Source organism: Psychrobacter sp. UBA6766, from assembly GCF_002453355.1.
In the GTDB taxonomy this organism is placed as follows: Bacteria; Pseudomonadota; Gammaproteobacteria; order Pseudomonadales; family Moraxellaceae; genus Psychrobacter.
Genome location: NZ_DKGQ01000022.1, coordinates 39,171 through 56,751 on the forward strand (window position 1 = coordinate 39,171; position 17,581 = coordinate 56,751).

General features: G+C 40.8%; 13 protein-coding genes and 1 pseudogene. 1 reads left to right on the forward strand and 13 read right to left on the reverse strand.

Going from position 1 to position 17,581, the window contains the following annotated elements:
* Positions 1-5: 5 nt before the first annotated feature.
* The 8 genes from pseG to B4K26_RS05075 all read right to left on the reverse strand — a co-directional run bounded on the left by pseG (position 6) and on the right by B4K26_RS05075 (position 8,343).
* Complete coding sequence (gene pseG, locus B4K26_RS05040; protein WP_296243928.1) at positions 6-1,112, reverse strand: UDP-2,4-diacetamido-2,4,6-trideoxy-beta-L-altropyranose hydrolase; 1,107 nt, start codon at positions 1,110-1,112, stop codon at positions 6-8.
* Complete coding sequence (locus tag B4K26_RS05045; protein ID WP_296243929.1) at positions 1,109-1,813, reverse strand: cytidylyltransferase domain-containing protein; 705 nt, start codon at positions 1,811-1,813, stop codon at positions 1,109-1,111. Before B4K26_RS05045 ends, pseG begins: the two co-directional genes overlap by 4 nt.
* Entirely contained in the window at positions 1,807-2,562 is a 756-nt protein-coding gene (locus B4K26_RS05050; RefSeq protein WP_296243930.1) for an SDR family oxidoreductase, read from the reverse strand. Before B4K26_RS05050 ends, B4K26_RS05045 begins: the two co-directional genes overlap by 7 nt.
* On the reverse strand, positions 2,559-3,458 hold the full coding sequence (locus B4K26_RS05055; protein ID WP_296243931.1) for a Gfo/Idh/MocA family oxidoreductase: 900 nt from the start codon (positions 3,456-3,458) through the stop codon (positions 2,559-2,561). Before B4K26_RS05055 ends, B4K26_RS05050 begins: the two co-directional genes overlap by 4 nt.
* Positions 3,455-4,339, reverse strand: coding sequence for an aldo/keto reductase (locus tag B4K26_RS05060; protein ID WP_296243932.1), 885 nt, complete (start codon positions 4,337-4,339; stop codon positions 3,455-3,457). Before B4K26_RS05060 ends, B4K26_RS05055 begins: the two co-directional genes overlap by 4 nt.
* Positions 4,336-5,502, reverse strand: coding sequence for a UDP-4-amino-4,6-dideoxy-N-acetyl-beta-L-altrosamine transaminase (gene pseC / locus B4K26_RS05065; protein WP_296243933.1), 1,167 nt, complete (start codon positions 5,500-5,502; stop codon positions 4,336-4,338). The genes B4K26_RS05060 and pseC overlap by 4 nt, the downstream gene beginning before the upstream one ends.
* Positions 5,503-6,501: a UDP-N-acetylglucosamine 4,6-dehydratase (inverting) gene (gene pseB / locus B4K26_RS05070; RefSeq protein ID WP_296243934.1), complete on the reverse strand. Its 999-nt coding sequence runs from the start codon at positions 6,499-6,501 to the stop codon at positions 5,503-5,505.
* A gap of 504 nt (positions 6,502-7,005) precedes the next feature.
* Entirely contained in the window at positions 7,006-8,343 is a 1,338-nt protein-coding gene (locus B4K26_RS05075) for a DUF4910 domain-containing protein (RefSeq protein WP_296243935.1), read from the reverse strand.
* Between the two features lie 404 nt (positions 8,344-8,747).
* On the opposite strand from B4K26_RS05075, the pseudogene B4K26_RS05080 reads away from it, so the two are divergent.
* Positions 8,748-9,841: pseudogene (locus B4K26_RS05080) on the forward strand (RNA-guided endonuclease InsQ/TnpB family protein).
* 13 nt (positions 9,842-9,854) lie between these two features.
* On the opposite strand, the gene B4K26_RS05085 reads toward B4K26_RS05080, so the two are convergent.
* The 5 genes from B4K26_RS05085 to B4K26_RS05105 all read right to left on the reverse strand — a co-directional run bounded on the left by B4K26_RS05085 (position 9,855) and on the right by B4K26_RS05105 (position 17,539).
* Positions 9,855-10,922, reverse strand: coding sequence for a glycosyltransferase family 2 protein (locus B4K26_RS05085; RefSeq protein ID WP_296243936.1), 1,068 nt, complete (start codon positions 10,920-10,922; stop codon positions 9,855-9,857).
* Positions 10,888-12,687, reverse strand: coding sequence for an ABC transporter ATP-binding protein (locus tag B4K26_RS05090; protein ID WP_296243937.1), 1,800 nt, complete (start codon positions 12,685-12,687; stop codon positions 10,888-10,890). The genes B4K26_RS05085 and B4K26_RS05090 overlap by 35 nt, the downstream gene beginning before the upstream one ends.
* A 148-nt stretch (positions 12,688-12,835) precedes the next feature.
* Positions 12,836-13,879, reverse strand: coding sequence for an NAD-dependent epimerase/dehydratase family protein (locus B4K26_RS05095; protein WP_296243938.1), 1,044 nt, complete (start codon positions 13,877-13,879; stop codon positions 12,836-12,838).
* 39 nt (positions 13,880-13,918) lie between these two features.
* Complete coding sequence (tviB, locus tag B4K26_RS05100; RefSeq protein ID WP_296243939.1) at positions 13,919-15,196, reverse strand: Vi polysaccharide biosynthesis UDP-N-acetylglucosamine C-6 dehydrogenase TviB; 1,278 nt, start codon at positions 15,194-15,196, stop codon at positions 13,919-13,921.
* A 69-nt stretch (positions 15,197-15,265) separates the two neighbouring features.
* Positions 15,266-17,539 (reverse strand): GNVR domain-containing protein, encoded by a 2,274-nt coding sequence (locus B4K26_RS05105; RefSeq protein WP_296243940.1) that lies wholly within the window; start codon positions 17,537-17,539, stop codon positions 15,266-15,268.
* Positions 17,540-17,581: the final 42 nt, after the last annotated feature.

The window sequence follows — 17,581 nt, forward strand, 5'->3', positions numbered from 1 at the left end:
TCGGCCTATTGAAATAAAAATCTTGCGAGGCGTAATGCGCCAAGCCCATCAGTAACGTTGCTTACCGCCTTACTCATATCTTTCATCTTAGGTACGACTGACTTTATGACTTGATCAAACGCTAATGGCTCAGACTCTAATATATTTATATCAAATGTTCGTGCAGCCCCCGCATCTTCTAATGCGCTAGCAATAATCTGTTGGTTATCCGCCAAAACCAGCATAATAGTCGGCAGTCCCAAACAGCACCTTTCCCATGAGGTTGACCCTGCAGCGCCGATAGCCACATCACTATTGGCCATTAGCTCAGCCATATTATTTACGCCTACCTTTACTACCGTACGCCACTGCATGATTGCGGCTTGTTTTTTTACTGCTTCAATCCATGGTGAGGTGGAACCCATCACGATGGTAATTGAGCAGGAATCCGGTAAAGATTTCGTTTGCAATTCTTTCAGGATTTTGGTTGTCATATTATCCTTATCAACCCCACCTAAATTAATCAAAATACTTGCCAATTTATTATGTTGACGCCGCTCTAAGCTGTAGCTTCGCCATTCTGCAAATTCAGGCCTAAGTAACGCATATTTAGACCCGCATAGTAATTCACAATCTTTATTAACATAGGCAGCATAGTCTTGCGGCTCACGACCAAAGTTTTGATCCAGTAAAACGTCGCAATCATGCTTTCGATCTGCCAGATCATCGATGACCATTAGCTTTTTGCAATAAGGCTGCAGTCTTTTTTCCCAACTCTCATCTAGCGCATAGTGATCAACGATTAACCAATTAGGCTTTATCTGCTCCACTATCGAGCGACTTAGCTCTGCATCTCTTTGTTGCGTACTAGCCAGCCAATCAGCGTGGGCAAGTAAATCCTTATTTTCTGTCTCAACACCTAAGTCTTGCTCTAAAGGAAGCGGATATACTTTATATCCCTGCTGCTGAATCTCCTCAATCAAATTGCCATCGTGCTGACGGCATATAAAAGAACATTCCGCGCCTTGCCTAGATAGCTCATCAGCTAAAGTCAAGCAGCGCATGACGTGACCAGATCCTATCTGAATAGAAGCATCACAGCGAAAGACAATCTTGTACTCTTTCGCTGTCATGACGAGTAATCACTGTCTACGTCTAATGCATTGGCAATTTCTAAATCCTCATAGTCGTCTATGTCCATGGCACTTTTTAACGAAATAGGCTCAAATGTGTAACCTGCTGAATAGAACGTTTGGTGAGCCAACAGCGCTTTCACTGTAGATATCCAAATAGCTCCCGTTGGACAATAAAGCTTGGGCAAGTCTTGAGAACGCTGAGACAACGTTTCGGAAAAAACTTGAGTGGGCTTACCCGTATCATTAATTGTTGCCGCCCACCACGGATTCATCCACCCATACTCAAAGCAGCTAATTTGAGCTGTGCGCTTTTTTGCTTCAAATATAGAAACTAACGATTGTATATCCGCACTATTTCGTAATGGACAATTTGCCATCAATTGAACCACCACATTATATTTCTCGTTCCAATACTCCATAGCCTGCTGTAAAGCAAGTGTTGTGGCCTCGCTAACGGTGGAATAATCATCAGCAAAACTGTTGCGTAGAAAGGGTACTTCCGCACCAAATTGCTTTGATATTTCTGCTATTTCTGTATCATCGGTAGAAACAAGGATGCGATCAAACAATTTAGATTCTTCCGCCGCTTTAATGGTCCAAGCGATCATCGGTAAACCATTAAAATCGGTTATGTTTTTTTTCGGGATTCTTTTTGAGCCTCCGCGAGCAGGAATAATGGCAATTCTACGGTTTACCATAATGTCCACCCCCCATCAGCCTGAATGGTTTGACCATTGATTGCTTTACAGTTTTCTGAAACTAAAAAATCTAGAGGCCCTATGAGATCTGACTCGGATAGCATACGACCGCTTGGCGTAAGCTTTGCATATCTGGCTTCAAAACTATCATCAACGCGACCGCTGACACCGCCATAGGCAATACAATTAACCCTTATATCGAAATCAGAAAAACGTACAGCCAACTCCTTTGTTAGATGTATCAATGCTGCTTTGGCAACACTGTATTGAATCGGCGACTGTTTTGGATAATCCTCATATAAAGCAGGGTTGGCAGCGACGACCCCATACTGCGAGCCTATATTGGTAACGGTGCTTAGCTCGGTTGGCTGAATATTGAACAACCCTATTGATAGCTCATAAGGCACGATAACATCCATCAAATACTCAGCTAAAAAATCTTCACGGCTAGTCTGACCTAATGAGTCTGTCTGCAGAAAATCCAAACTACGCGCATTGTTCACCAAGTGATTAATGATATAGCCAGTATCTTGAATGTGCTTAACGATGTCCTGTACTGCTTGCGGCTTAGTAAAATCAACTATCAGCGGCATCAAATAACAGTCGCCAACTATCTCTTTTATTAAACTATCGGCATTATCTTGAGAGGTCGTCGTAAATAACACCTGCCAGCCCTTAGCTGCGAAATGTTTGACAAACTGCCTGCCAAACTTACCTGTACCACCCGTAATCAAGATCGTCTCTATCATTGGCAACCTCTTTCAAGCAGTTGAACCACTGTTGTATTAAATGCTTTATCTGACATTACCTTCTTGTCTGAGATACCTTGTATAAAAGCTTGTAAAGCTGCTTTAAACGCTGAGAATGAATCTGTAAATGTAAAGTCTTTCCAACCACTCGTGCCAAACACTCTGATTGAGATTGAGGTTTGCACATCACCCAGTGCAAAAAAATTGGTCTGTATACCACTTCCCCAGCGAACCATTAGGCTACCCGAGCCGCTGTCTTTATCAGCAGAAAGAACGGTCATTTCTACTGGTTTATCCCCTTCTGAGAGCATGTTTAGCACGGGTTCAATAATATGTACGGCATATTTAGACCATGATTTTGGGGTAAATGCAGCGATTTGCTTAATAGTTCCCAAACTCTGCCTATCTGCCTTAGTCAGCGCTAACTGCTGGCTATATCTGAGCGCTGAACAAGTAAAGATCTGACCTGAATATTGTTCTAATGCATATAACCTATCTAAATCATTAATTGATAGAGCAATGGGTTTGTCTATATAAGTAGGGATGCCTTGACGTAAGAATGGTTCGGCATACTGCAAATGGTTATAGGCATCATCACGTGCCAACAGAACGGCATCTACTTGTCCAATCATATCTGTGTAACAAGCTACGACGTGCTCGATTTTTGCCGCTTTGGCAATGTGCCGAGAAAGTGCGATATCTTGTGTCCAAATAGCAGTCACTCTCGCCTCTTTTATTTGACTCGCAGGCCAGTGTTGCTGCTCTAAATAACGTGGTATAACAGGATAGCCACATTTTTCCATTTCCAGCGCATCATAACCATTAAAGATAGCGCTCCATGAATAAGGATGCCCATTGCCTTCAGATGAACCGATGACGCCCAATTTTAATGTCATAGCTGCCACCTCGACGGATTAATCAAACCTTCGTCTACTGATTGCAAGAAGTCAGGAATGCCAATGCTAGGAGTATTAATTGCAGCAATGATTTGTTTCAGCTGCCAAATATCATCTACTCCGACTACAATTTTATCGATATCACTATGTTGGTTAAGATAGCTTAAGCAGGCCTGCAAAGGAGAGATGCCTTGTTGATTTAACCACTGATGGTACTGTTTAATTAATGATGCCCATGGCGCGAAATATACTGGAATCTTTTCACTTGGCATCAATAAAAGACCTTGTAAAAAAACTGATCTAATATGAATGGCTGCACCTGCTTTTTTTAGCTGTTTAAGCATTCCTGTATTCTCCATACGCCGATCAAATATATTCATAGGTGCTTGAATCACATCAAAATCAAACCTTTTAATCAGCTCGGATAGTTCATCAGGACCATAAACAGAAACCCCAATCTGGTCCACCATGCCCTGCTCTTTGAGTTTTAATATCGACTTATATATTTTCTCTCCGTTTGTCCCTAGCAACTGGGCTGGCTTATGTAATAACAAGTCGTGCAATTTGTTCGTTTTTAAACGCTTTAATGAAGCTATTGTTTGTTCTAGCACCCATTCTTCTACGTTTGAACAATCAGATGGCACTGCTGGTAACTTACTGACTATCTCAAACTTCGTAAGGTTATACCGACCTAAGACTTGTTCACTATCACCATAAGCAATAGCGGTATCGAGCATTGTTATGTCACATGCGCTGGCTATTTTTAGTAATTGCGCGACCATGTCGCTTGGTACTTTATCTGACATATTGGCTAAACCATATTTCAGCCCGAATTGCGCCGTTCCTAGCGCAAGCTTGTGACTGTGCGCTAGGGTATTCATGTTTCTTTACTCAATATGGTTTTCAGCGTCGAGCATACAGTGTCTTGTTGCCCTTCAGTCATCGCTGAAAACAGTGGGATACTGATGGCTTCTTTATAATACTGCTCCGCTTCAGGGAATTGACCAGACGCAAATCCCAATTTTTGATAATAGGGCTGCATATGCACAGGAATATAATGCAGATTAACGAGAACCCCTGCCGCCCGCAGCGCGTTAAACACATCAAGGTGGGTTATGTTAATTTTTTCTAATTGCAGGCGAATGACGTATAGATGTCTGGCTGATTCACTGTCGGGGTGTTGCCAGGGTAAGGTGATTGGTAGATTTTGAAGTAACTCGTCATAGCGAGACGCTAGCTTATGACGCTTGATAACAAACGCTTCTAAGCGCTGCATTTGTGATAGCCCAAGAGCAGCTTGCAACTCTGTCATTCGATAGTTAAAGCCCAATGCAATTTGCTGATAATACCAAGGGCCATCTGCAGCTTTAGTCATTAACTCTTCATCACGAGTAATACCATGACTGCGCAGTAGCAACATTTTTTCAGCGAGATCTGCCCTATTGGTCACGGCAGCGCCACCTTCAGCACTGGTGACTATCTTGACCGGATGAAAACTAAATATCGTGATGTCACTGTAGCGACAATTACCAATAGGCTCACCCTTATATTTACCGCCAATCGCATGTGAGGCATCTTCAATAATGTGAAAGCCATACTTTTTAGCCAGTTCATGGATTGCTTGCATATCACATGACTGACCACTGAAATGCACAGGGATTACTATTTTCGGTAGCTTTCCTACCTTTTGCGCTGCAATAAGCTTTTTCTCTAATTGTTTCGCGCAAAGATTATAAGTACGGGGATCGATATCGACAAAATCAACTTTGGCCCCGCAATACAGCGCACAGTTTGCTGAAGCGACAAAAGTATTTGGTGTTGTCCAAAGCCAATCTTCATTGCCTAACCCTAAGGCCAAACAGGCGATATGTAATGCCGACGTGGCACTATTAACCGCAACCGCATATTTGGCACCACACGCATCTATGATGACCTGTTCAAATGTGGGAACTTGAGGGCCTTGGGTCAAAAAATCTGATTTAAGCACCTCAACAACCGCATTAATATCTTGCTGATTGATGTCTTGGCGGCCATAGGGAATCATTTAGACGCTCCCTATTTTTTCGCAGTTTATCTGTAGCCAATCTTGCAAATCGCCATCAGACATCCACTCGAGGTTACTATCACTGGCATACACGAAACCTTTAGGTACTTTTTTGCCATCTTTGATTCGCTTTGGACATACTGCCCAGTTATGTATCAGCGGCAAAATTTTGAAATGTTCGGGATATTCATAGGTATAATAAGCGTCTTCGCTACTGATCATTTGTTCATGCAGTTTCTCACCGGGACGAATACCTATAATTTCCTGCTTGGCTTCTGGGGCGAGTACTCTGGCGAGATCTGTCATTTTAATAGAAGGGATTTTTTTGACGTAAATCTCGCCACCAATCATATCTTCGAACGCATGCCAAACTAACCTGACGCCATCTTCTAGTGAAATCATAAAGCGGGTCATACGGTCATCGGTAATCGGTAGCACACCTTTATCTCTAATAGACATGAAAAAAGGAATGACTGAGCCACGCGAACCCATCACATTGCCATATCGTACTACTGAAAACTTAGTGCCATGCTCGCCAGAATAAGCGTTACCCGCTACGAACAGTTTATCGGAAGCAAGCTTAGTAGCACCATAAAGGTTGATCGGGCTACTGGCTTTATCAGTAGAGAGCGCAACCACACCTTTGACCCCTTTATCAATACAGGCATCAATTAAGTTCATGGCACCATTGATATTGGTTTTTACACATTCAAAGGGATTGTATTCAGCAGTGGGTACAATTTTAGTAGCAGCAGCATGAACCACATAATCAACGCCGTCTAATGCACGGTATAAGCGCTCTTTATCACGGACATTGCCGATGAAGAAGCGCACTCTATCGTCACCGACGAATTTTTTTGCCATCTCCCATTGCTTCATCTCATCACGTGAAAAGATGATGATTTTTTTAGGATTATATTTCGCTAAGGTCATGGGTAAAAAGGTATTACCAAATGAACCTGTGCCGCCAGTGATAAGAATAGTGCTATTAGTCAACATGTAAAATCCCTCTACCAGTTGCAACGCTACCAAATATTATTCGATCAATTATTCTGTAATAAACTTAACAAAACTATAACACCATTAATATGCAAAATAAAGCATATATATATTTATTAATATAAATATTTAAATATATAGCCAGAAAAAATAAATTATACATAATATAAATGACAAAAATTAATCATCAAAAAAAAGAGCGTTGGCCTAAACATATGATTATTCATATATGTAAGCCAACGCTCTTTACCAGTTAGAAGAAATCACTATTATCTACAGAAAAAATAATTTAGAAAATAATTAATATAGTAGAATTACTCTAAAATCGGTACAGTGCGACTGAGATGAATTTCTCGTAGCCTCTGTGACAACAGTAAGCAAGGAAAATTTATACCAGTCGTACATAGGTATAACGTATTGCTTTTATTTTGAACTGACTATAAAAACATGAGCTACAGTGTTCGATGTGGTAAAAGTAAGCAGATTAGCAATCTACTATAAAGGTCAAATTAGCAGTTTTGAATATTCATAACTGTCATCATGATCTGAAACCAAGCCAACACTTACCAATAAATTTTCAGCTTTCAACTTATTTATAGTATCTTGCAATGCCCATAATGGCGCGTTTATTTTTTCTGCTATTTCTAGATTGGTACTGACTCCATCACAATAAGCCAAAAAATTCATCATATTTTTGACTATTAAGCTACTGTCTTTGGTGCCTATGGTGGGATGTAGACCTCTCTTGCCAAGTTGGGGTTCGCATAAAAAGTTTGTATCAAGTACCTCATTAGCTTCAAGACATTCAATCGATTTTTTTAGCACCTCATAGCTACCAAGCAGCCCGGTAGCCGTGACCAGCTTCAAGTCATCTAAAGAGGTGTGATACTCTGGATAGCATCCATACTTTGTCCTCATAATTGAACATACAGGCAGATCTATCCCCTTGCTACAGTACTGTCTTTCATCACTTCCTCTGTCCAAAAAAGAATAACTGACAAACTCTGGATGCATGTGGGTTAAAACATGTTTTGCCACTTGGTCTGCTAACGTGTCACCGGTTTTGGAAGGCAAATATGAGTAAGCCCTATCGTCACCGACACAGGTAATATTAAAGCCAGCAATGATGTTTTGTTTCATCGCTTCATGATGACGGCTTAGATAGGTTATTGAGCCAATAGTTTCAGGGATAATAATGATACGATAAGTATATTTTCGGGACGGCAAACTTAAAAGCCATTTTGCCAAAAACGCTGTTACCACTGGTCCTGATAGCTCATTGTTTGCCATTGATGGGTGACATAAATAACTGGACAGAAAGACTTCCTCTTCTGTGTGACCTGAAATGATCAATTCGCCATAGGTTAGGCTTCCTTCTTGTAAATCACTGTCTATGTATACTTTATAAGTACCCGATGTGAGCATGTCCCTTTCTTGTTGAGTGATACAAAAACCCCATCTTTCTTGGTAGTATGAGGTTATATAAGGTATCGCATTTGGTTGTTCAGGCAATGAGTAAAGATGCTCCTGCAACTCTTCAAGCGATATGTCTTGATTTACGGGTAGAGAGTAACCAACGGCATGAAGGTTAGACACTTTAAAGTCACATATCTTTTTGCCATCCGGAGTAATAATATAGGCGTCTCTAATACTCCACTCTTTTGGGACTTCCCAATCAAAGCACTTGGTACCAGTTGCTACCTCAAACACATTCAAATCATGCAATTGCATATCATTTTTTAGAATCTCTAAAGATTCTCGAAAACCTGCGCCAGTGATGCTACGACATATCGGAAACAGCTTTTCACAAAGCTTATGCATTGCTATACCAATCTCTTCCATTACTTGGTTCTCCTTTAACCTAATCGAGAATATCCCTTATTCTATCTAACCTTAACAACGCTGAAATAAAACGCCTTACTGACCGTAAATAAAATATTTATCACGACAACTATGCTGCAAAGTACTTTTCTTGTAAAGAAATATATTCTTAATTTCGAATATATTGGTTAAGAATGTATCAGGTAATTTAATTAGTTGTGTTTGGGCTTATCATTTGGTTTTATCAGCGGTGACTGACCAATAGATTAGGGGCCGAAAATATAGAGATTTAGTAGGTATATAGCTTTATCAAAAAGCGCCGTAAAACCATCTCCCTTCTAGGGCGTGGATATCAGGCGTCAGCTATTGTCGCTCAGCCTTAAAACAGACTTGTCAACCAAACTCATTGAGGCCATAATCACTCTATGAAAACGCTCAAGTTGCGCATCAAAGACAAACATGCAAACCAGCTAAATAAATTGGCTGGTGCAGTTAACTTTGTGTGGAATTTCGTGAATGACTTGAGTTTTAAGCATCTTCAACGCACCAATCATTTCTTTTCAGCTTATGATATTGCGGCTTATGTAAAAGGTAGTGGCGAGTTTTTGAATTTGCACAGTCAAACCTTACAAGCCATCACCGAAACCCATGTTAAATCTCGCAAGCAATTCAAAAAAGCCAAACTAAACTGGCGAACCAACAACCCAAACGCCAAAAGGAAATCACTTGGTTGGATTCCCTTTAAAAAAGCAGCAATCAAATACTTAGGTGTCAAAAAAGCAGGTAAAAAAGCTCTTAAATCCACCATTCAATTTAGCCTGGCTAAAGGCAAGAAGCTGACCATCGACGTGTGGGATAGCTATAATCTAGCACTCTACACCATCAACACCTGTGAGCTTGTACAAGACAGTCGCGGCCACTGGTATGCCTGTCTCACCATTAAAGAGTTTCCAAAAATAACTGGTGGCACTGAACAAGTAGGTATTGATTTAGGCTGCAGGGACTCAGCAACGACAAGTAATGGTGAGGTACTAAAAACCAAAGTCACCCAGCAATACGCTAAAAAACTAGGCATTGCTCAGCGGGCTAAAAACAAACAAAGAGTTAAGGCAATTCACGCCAAGATTAAACATACACGCCAAGACTTGATTCATAAATTCACCACCAACCTTGCCAAGACTAATAAAATAATCATCATTGGCAAACTTCAATCAACATCATTCACTAGGGGCAAGCTCGCAAGTCCGTCTATGATGCAGGTTGGTTTGAGATTAAGCGGCAACTGACCTATAAGTGCGAGAACGCAGGTTGCTACTATGGTGAGGTAAATGAAAGTTACACCACCCAAACTTGTTCGTGTTGTGGCTCACGCCAAAACAGTCCGAAAGGTAGGACGGGTCTTGGAATAAGAGAATGGCTTTGCGAGTATGGTGTCACTCATGACCGCGATATTAATGCGGCAAAAAACATTCTCGCGCTCGGGCTTGAGCGTCTAGTAGTAGGAATCCCCTCATTTTAGGGAGGGGAGGAGGTCAAAAACCCCACGCTTTTTTCCTTATTCTTGCAAAATAAGCCGCCTGATTTCCCGTTATCATAAAAGACATAAGCCATTGTGCTTGGAAATAAATTTTATACTGATAGTCCTTTTCATTAATGAGAGGAAAAGGGGTTAAACTTATATTAAATTGCTTAGCCAATCTTCGATATTCGCTCATAATTCGCCAAATACTTATCCACCCTTTATTGGGCATGACACTAAAGAACATCTCAGCACTGTCTATCAAGTACAGCTGAATAAAACGCTGCTTTATGATATCGATTTCTATATCCGTTTTGGCAAGTGTCAAACCCTCTCTCAGTCCACGAGTTGATGTATAAAGACGGTCAAGTGATTTTAGCGTTATCTCACCTCTCGTGATAGAATCGTACTCTTGATGGTATAGATAGCCAACGATGTCTGTTTTTAAAAAACTCGTGACGAGAAGCGGAAAAGTAAACGCCAGTGGAATGTCTTCGTAATAGCAGTATTCAGGATAAAGAACCTGATTTTCAATCAAAAACTTCCGCCTAAAAGCTTTGCATGTTTGAGACAAAAACTTGCTAAAAAGCAGAGAAGAAATTTCTTGTCTATCTCGATAGCTGCCTGCCAACACACCCATTCTATTGACAGGAATACCGTCTGAGCTTACAACATTAAAATCGATAAAATCATACTGATTGGCGCAGTTGCTTTTTATACATGCTAATGCCTCTAGCGTGATGTCATCATCAGAGTCGATGAACCAAACATATTCACCGTTTGCCCGTTTTAACCCCGTGTTCCTAGCACCACCAGGGCCCTTATTTTTTTGTTTTACTACGGTTATATTAGCCTGTGGTAGGTTATCTCTAAAATCGGTAAGTAAACGATAAGTGCTATCAGTTGAGCCATCATCAATTAAAACAACCTCAAGATCGCTCGACGTTATTTCTGATATACGTTTAAGAAGTCTCTTGCATTTATGTGCCGAATTGAAAAACGGGACAATCAAACTTAAATACATGCCAAACCTCTCGCTGCCAACGCTAAGCGTATTGTGCCATTTCTTTGAACTTGACATTACGTGCTACAAGTTCCTGATAAGTCCCACAATCAATTATTTTACCCTGTTCCATAAAGTAGATAAGATCACACTTCTCTACTGTCTTTAGACGGTGTGCAATCATAATAATAGTCTTTTGACCACTGAACTCGTGGATAGCGTCCATGACTGTCTTTTCAGTAATACCATCTAATGCACTGGTTGCTTCGTCGAATACTAAAACCTCTGCTTCATGATAGAGTGCGCGGGCAATGCCAATACGTTGCCGCTGTCCACCTGAGAGCTGTACGCCGCGCTCACCTACTTTCGTATTGATACCTTCTGGCAGTTGCTCGACCAATTCTGTCAAATTGGCTAGATTTAACGCTTTATTAACTTGCTCAAGGCTGATGTCTTTCGCCGGAATACCAAAGGCTATATTTTCAGCGACGCTCCCTTCACTCAGAAAAATACTTTGTGGTACAAATCCCAATAGATCTTGCCAAGCTCGTTTATTATCTGTAGTGATACGGATATCATCGACATATATACTGCCCTGTTGCGGCGTTAATAAGCCAAGCAGTAGATCTATCAAAGTTGACTTGCCAGAGCCTGATGAACCAACCAGTCCAATCACACTGTTTACAGGAATAGCAATAGTAACGCCATTCACAGCCGGTCTATCTTTACCAGGATAGCTGAACGTTATGTCGCTGAGCTTGATGCCTTTTTTTAGATCAACTGAGGTGGATATAGCGGTATCATTGCTAGTTTTCTGACTTTCAAATGACTGTTCTAAATCTTCTCTGATGGCTTCAAAAGCAGCAATATTACCTTTAATTTGAGATAGGCTAGAGTATATTTGCTGTAGCGCTGGCAACAACTTAAATGCTGCTAGAGCATAAATTGCTAAAATAGGTAAGACCTCTCCTAAGTTGCCAGAATGCAATTTAACCAATACTAAGACTAAGGAAATCATCGCCCCAAAGGCTATCAACTCTATAAAATATCGTGGTACTTGACTAATAGCTATATTGGTACCTTGAGCACGAGCAAAGGCGTTACCCCTATTTTGGAAACGCTCAATAAAATCATGGCTGCGGTTGAGTAGCAATACATCTTTAATACCGCCAAACCCTTCATTCATCAGCCTAAAACGCTCAGTAGAGACTTCTGATAATTGCTGACCATTGTCAACGAGCTTTTCTCGAACCATTCTATATAATAAAAAATATGCCAATGAAAAGATGCATAAGCCCAAGATAGCGACCACTGGATCATAAATCACAATACTGATGGATATGAACAGAGCCAATACTATTTTTGCATTCATCGTCATGAGTGGCTGGACAATTTGTGAGCTTATCCTTGCCGCCTCTGTAGATACCTGCTTCGTCAGCTGTGCACTACTGCCACTGGCATGAAACTGCCAGCTTTGCTGCATATAGTAAGTATAAAGTCGATCTGCAATCTCAGTACCGATACGTGCGCCAAATATTGACAATCTCCAAGTGGTGAACATGGAAACCACAGTAGAAAATGTCAGCATAACCAGAACGATCACACCAGTATAAAATAAGAAGTCCATTGGATTATTCAGACCAGACATCTGATACAACTGCGCAAAAACGCCATTAGTCTCTAGTATGCTAATATCGCCAACTAACGCCATAAAAGGGGCTATAGACGCAATACCCAATAGCTCTGTAAACGCCATAATAACCACCAGCAATTGCAATATATAAAATTGTTTTAACTGTTTATCGGTCAGCAGGGCAAAGAGCTGTTTGATTACTGTTAACATAACTTATCCAACTATAATAAGTTCAATATAAAAAGGATGCAGCGAGACTGGGAGCATTTTTTTACAGCCTCTAGCGAAGTAGACACAGCACCCTAGAAACATTTATAAAGTTCTGTGTCATAAGGCAACGTCTCTATTTTATTTGGTATCAACCATACAAGCTCTTTTGTAAAAAAGTGACATACCAAGGCATCGCTTTTTTTATACCTTGAACAACATCGAACTGAGGGTCATAGCCCAAAGCGCCTTGAATCTTACTAATATTAGCCTGACTGTGGCGTACATCCCCTTCTCTAAAGCCACGATAAATAGGCGCTTGGCTATAATCTACGCCATTAACGTTTAAGTTATCTTTTAGTGCCATAAATAAAGTATTGAGCGTGGTACGACCACCAACAGCCACATTATAGACTTGGTTTTTGGCATCATCATTGGCGGTAGCTGCCAAGATATTGGCCTGTACCGCGTTTTCGATAAAATTAAAATCACGACTGGTTTCACCATCACCATTGATATAAACCTCATCGCCTTGAATCATAGCGGCTGTCCATTTAGGTATCACCGCCGCATAAGCACCGTCCGGGGTTTGACGCTTACCAAAGATATTAAAATAACGCAGACCAATAGTATGAAAATCATAAGTACGAGCGAAAACGTCAGCATATAGCTCGTTGACATACTTGGTCACAGCATAGGGGGATAAAGGCTTACCAATAGCATCTTCAACCTTTGGTAATGCTGGATGATCACCATAAGTCGAGCTACTAGCGGCATAGGTAAAGCTTGTCACCTTCGCATCGCGAGCGGCGACAAGCATATTTAAAAAGCCTAAAATGTTGGTATCATTGGTATTAATAGGATCTGCGATAGAACGTGGCACTGAGCCTAATGCTGCTTGATGGAGAATATAGTCAATATCTGTGCAAGCGGTTTGGCAGTCTGCTAAATTGCGTATATCACCTTCTATGAAGTTGAAACGCTGCCATTGCTCGGACGTTACCACCGATTGAACCTCGTCTAAGTTATGCTGAAAACCTGTGGAAAAATTATCTAATCCAATGACTTTTTGATTGAGTAATAACAGAGTTTCTAGTAAATTTGAGCCTATAAATCCTGCAACCCCTGTAATAAGCCAAGTCTTTGGTTCATTGACTAATGCTTCTGTAACTTGTTGATAGACGGTTACTTTCATAGCAAATATCTCCCTTATTACTTTGATTACTCTGAATACTTAAAGGCGTATATCGGCATCTTCTTTGGTAAACAAATACTTTAGATCATAGAGAACGTGATTATCTTTACCCAATGCTCTTATGTTCTCTATTCCCATCGCTACAAACTGCTCATGAGCGACCGCTAAAATAATACCGTCGTATTGCGCTGTTACAAGCTGAGCGATAGGAGTAATACTGTATTCCCGCTTAGCCTCGTTGGCATCTATCCAAGGGTCATGAACGTCGATCTCGATATTGTATGCTTGTAGCTCATGTACAATATCGATGACCTTAGTATTACGTACATCTGGGCAGTTTTCTTTAAAACTGAGTCCTAAAACCAAAACTTTAGCACCTTCAACTTGTATGCGCTTTTTGATCATGGTTTTGACCAACTGCGTGACCACATACTCACCCATACTGTCATTCAAACGCCGACCTGCCAATATAATCTCAGGATTATGACCGATAGCTTGTGCCTTATGAGTCAGATAATAAGGATCGACACCGATACAATGACCACCCACTAGGCCGGGACGAAACGGTAAAAAGTTCCACTTGGTTCCCGCTGCCTTGAGCACTGCTTCGGTATCTATTCCCATCTTATTAAAGATGACCGCTAACTCATTAATCAGGGCAATATTGACATCTCTTTGGGTGTTTTCGATGACCTTGGCTGCTTCTGCGATCCTAATACTCGGTGCTTTATGCGTCCCCGCAGTAATGATTAAGTTATAAACGTTATCAATAAAATCGGCGACCTCAGGTGTCGATCCAGCCGTTATTTTTAAAATATTAGTCACGCGGTGCTCTTTGTCACCTGGATTTATCCGTTCAGGGCTATAGCCTGCATAAAAGTCTTGATTGAAGATTAATCCAGATACTTCTTCTAGTACTGGCACACAAACCTCTTCGGTCGCGCCAGGATAGACCGTAGACTCATACACCACAATGTCATCTTTCTTTAGTAATGAACCTATTGCCTTTGAGGCCATGATTAGCGGCGTCAAGTCGGGTTGCTTTGAGCTATCAATAGGTGTCGGCACGGTTACAATAAAAAAATTACAGTCTTTGAGTGTTTGGATATCTGAGCTATAACGCAAATGTGTCGCTACAGCTAGCTCTTCATCACTAACTTCCAATGTATGGTCTGTACCTGACATTAGCGCAGCAATACGGCTGGCATTAATATCAAAACCTACCACTGAAAGCTGCTTGCCAAACTCAACTGCCAGAGGAAGTCCGACATATCCCAAACCAATCACAGCAATTTTTAGCTCATTTATATTTGTCATAGCGTTCTACCACCTAAGCGTTTTTGAAGAGCGTGATCGAAAATGTAATAGTAACTACAATGCCCTGTATTACCGACTGTCGGCATAGGTATAGCGATAATGATAGCTATATTTACTCATAAGACCTTGCTTGACATCGTTAAGAATAATGCCATCTACTTGGATATTAGACTCATCCATTTGCTTAACGGCATAGATCAACTGTTTTTCCATTGAAGCGTCGTACCTAGTTATCATGAGTACTTTGTCTGCATGTTGCGCTAATACCATAGCGTCTGAAGCGGCCAATAATGGTGGTGAGTCGATGATAATGTAGTCGTACTGAGACTTTAATCTTGTTAACAAAGCATCAAATCTTTCGCTGATTAATAGCGATTCAGGATCACTGGGATGCCCTCCACGTGGCATAAAGTCAATATGCTTGATACCCGTCGGATGAATAAAGTTATCTATACTAAAATCAGAAACCTCATTAATTGTTTGAGCAGCGGCGCTTTTGTTCGGTGTGTTAAGTAGGTTAAGTTGCAAACTACTCTCGTCTAGCAACAGATAATCTGCCAAGCCATCATATTGACTCATACCAAAGACCTTGTGCAGCTCACCCAAACGCATATCTGCATCCATGACCAAAACTTTTTTGTTCAGCTGAGCAAAGACTTCTGCCAAATTAGCCGAGATAAACGACTTGCCGACACCTGGGCTTTCACCAGTGAATAAAAGTACTTTTGCCTGTTGGCTATTTGAAATGACTGACGGCATACTTAATATAAGTTTCGTTCGAAGGCTTTTGATTGCTTCATAACTCAAGCTACTATTATCAACATGCGCCAGCATACGAGGGGCGGCCTTTTTGTTAGCACTTAATCGCGATAATACAGCAGAGCGTGGAATCGTGGCGATGACTGGCACCCCTGTCTTAGACTCAATACGTTCAGGATCCTTAACAGCATTTCTAAGCATATGTATCATAAACACTAATAAAGCACCTAGCAGAGCACCTGCTAGGGTGGCTAACGTCATTATTAATTGTTTTTTGGGGGTGATGCTTCTATTAGTATTGATAGGCAAATCAATGATACGGGCGGCGCTGACCTCACCTGCTTTGGCAATTTTTAGCTGTTCGTAGTTCTTAAGGATAGTAAGATAGATCTCTCTGTCGATGTTTACATCTTCAGAGAGGGTCAAAAACTCTCTTTGTACTTCTGGCAATTTATTGATGGTATTGTCGATTTGCTGCTTTCTAGCATTCAATACGCCAAGTTGTTCGTTGATTTGGATGACTAGAGGATGCTCATTGGTATAGTAAGTGGTTAGATCTGCTCTTTTTAGCTTAAGCTCACTAATTTGTGTATCAATTCCAGCATTTTCACTCAGCAATATTGACGCTTCTTGTGCCACATCAATGGTCCCAGAGTTCTCACGAAATTTATTAAATATGGCTTCTGATTCTTTGAGTTTTTGTTTTAATGCTGGAATTTGTTTTTTCATAAACTCAATGGTTTTGATAGTTTGTTCCGAGCTGCGTGTTTGATCCTGTGCACTATAAGACAGTACAATATGTTCTAATATTAGGCTGACCTGCTTTTGGTTTAGCCCTGACAAAGACAGCTCAATCATACCGGTCTTAGTGCCTTCTTCCACTACTGACAAAGCGCTATTGATAGAGTCCGTGGTAATTTGCAGTGATTGCTTAGTGATGTCGATAGGGTGCTCATCAGTAGGTAGATCATTGACCGTAATGTCAATGAGACCTTTCTTACCGGTGAAACGATAGGCTTTGTTCAACTGCCCCTGAAATTGTTCACTGTCATTACTCAAGACAAAGCCTGTGTTAGTTCTTAATAAAGTGAAGGGCTTATCTAGATAATCTTCTGTTACATCGAATTGACTCACTTCTATCCGGCCGTTACTCGTCTCGAGTACAACGCCATCAGCACTATTCATTTGCACGTTCGTCTGGTTGTTTCTGATTCTATCTATCTGATTAACTGCCGGATCGTTCAATTTAATACCCAAATGCAGCAAATCAACCACTGGCTCTAATACCATGCGGGATCTTATTAGCTTAATCTGCGCTTGCATTGAACTATCATCAGGGGGCAATAGCTCTCCTATATTCGTTCCGAGCCCTGATAAGTTTTTGGAGGTTTCATCAATTTGGACCAAGGCATCTGATTTGAAGGTGGGATTTTCGTAGCGAACATATAATACCCCTATGATCAAACCCAAAATTGCGCACAAAACAATGATCTTCCAGCCGCGTAGTAATACTAAAAGCAGACCCAGTAAATTATTATCTTTATCATTGTTGTGTTTAGATAAGTCTTTTGAATTGTTATCCATAACATTGTTATCCATGACTATGTCTTCATCAATTAGTATGAG

Coding starts and splice junctions, on each gene's coding strand:
- B4K26_RS05075 (WP_296243935.1), bottom strand. CDS start 8,343: ATGGAAGAGATTGGTATAGCAATGCATAAGCTTTGTGAAAAGCTGTTT.
- B4K26_RS05090 (WP_296243937.1), bottom strand. CDS start 12,687: ATGTTAACAGTAATCAAACAGCTCTTTGCCCTGCTGACCGATAAACAG.
- tviB (WP_296243939.1), bottom strand. CDS start 15,196: ATGACAAATATAAATGAGCTAAAAATTGCTGTGATTGGTTTGGGATAT.
- B4K26_RS05045 (WP_296243929.1), bottom strand. CDS start 1,813: ATGGTAAACCGTAGAATTGCCATTATTCCTGCTCGCGGAGGCTCAAAA.
- B4K26_RS05105 (WP_296243940.1), bottom strand. CDS start 17,539: ATGGATAACAATTCAAAAGACTTATCTAAACACAACAATGATAAAGAT.
- B4K26_RS05085 (WP_296243936.1), bottom strand. CDS start 10,922: ATGTCAAGTTCAAAGAAATGGCACAATACGCTTAGCGTTGGCAGCGAG.
- pseC (WP_296243933.1), bottom strand. CDS start 5,502: ATGATTCCCTATGGCCGCCAAGACATCAATCAGCAAGATATTAATGCG.
- B4K26_RS05050 (WP_296243930.1), bottom strand. CDS start 2,562: ATGATAGAGACGATCTTGATTACGGGTGGTACAGGTAAGTTTGGCAGG.
- pseB (WP_296243934.1), bottom strand. CDS start 6,501: ATGTTGACTAATAGCACTATTCTTATCACTGGCGGCACAGGTTCATTT.
- B4K26_RS05095 (WP_296243938.1), bottom strand. CDS start 13,879: ATGAAAGTAACCGTCTATCAACAAGTTACAGAAGCATTAGTCAATGAA.
- B4K26_RS05060 (WP_296243932.1), bottom strand. CDS start 4,339: ATGAATACCCTAGCGCACAGTCACAAGCTTGCGCTAGGAACGGCGCAA.
- pseG (WP_296243928.1), bottom strand. CDS start 1,112: ATGACAGCGAAAGAGTACAAGATTGTCTTTCGCTGTGATGCTTCTATT.
- B4K26_RS05055 (WP_296243931.1), bottom strand. CDS start 3,458: ATGACATTAAAATTGGGCGTCATCGGTTCATCTGAAGGCAATGGGCAT.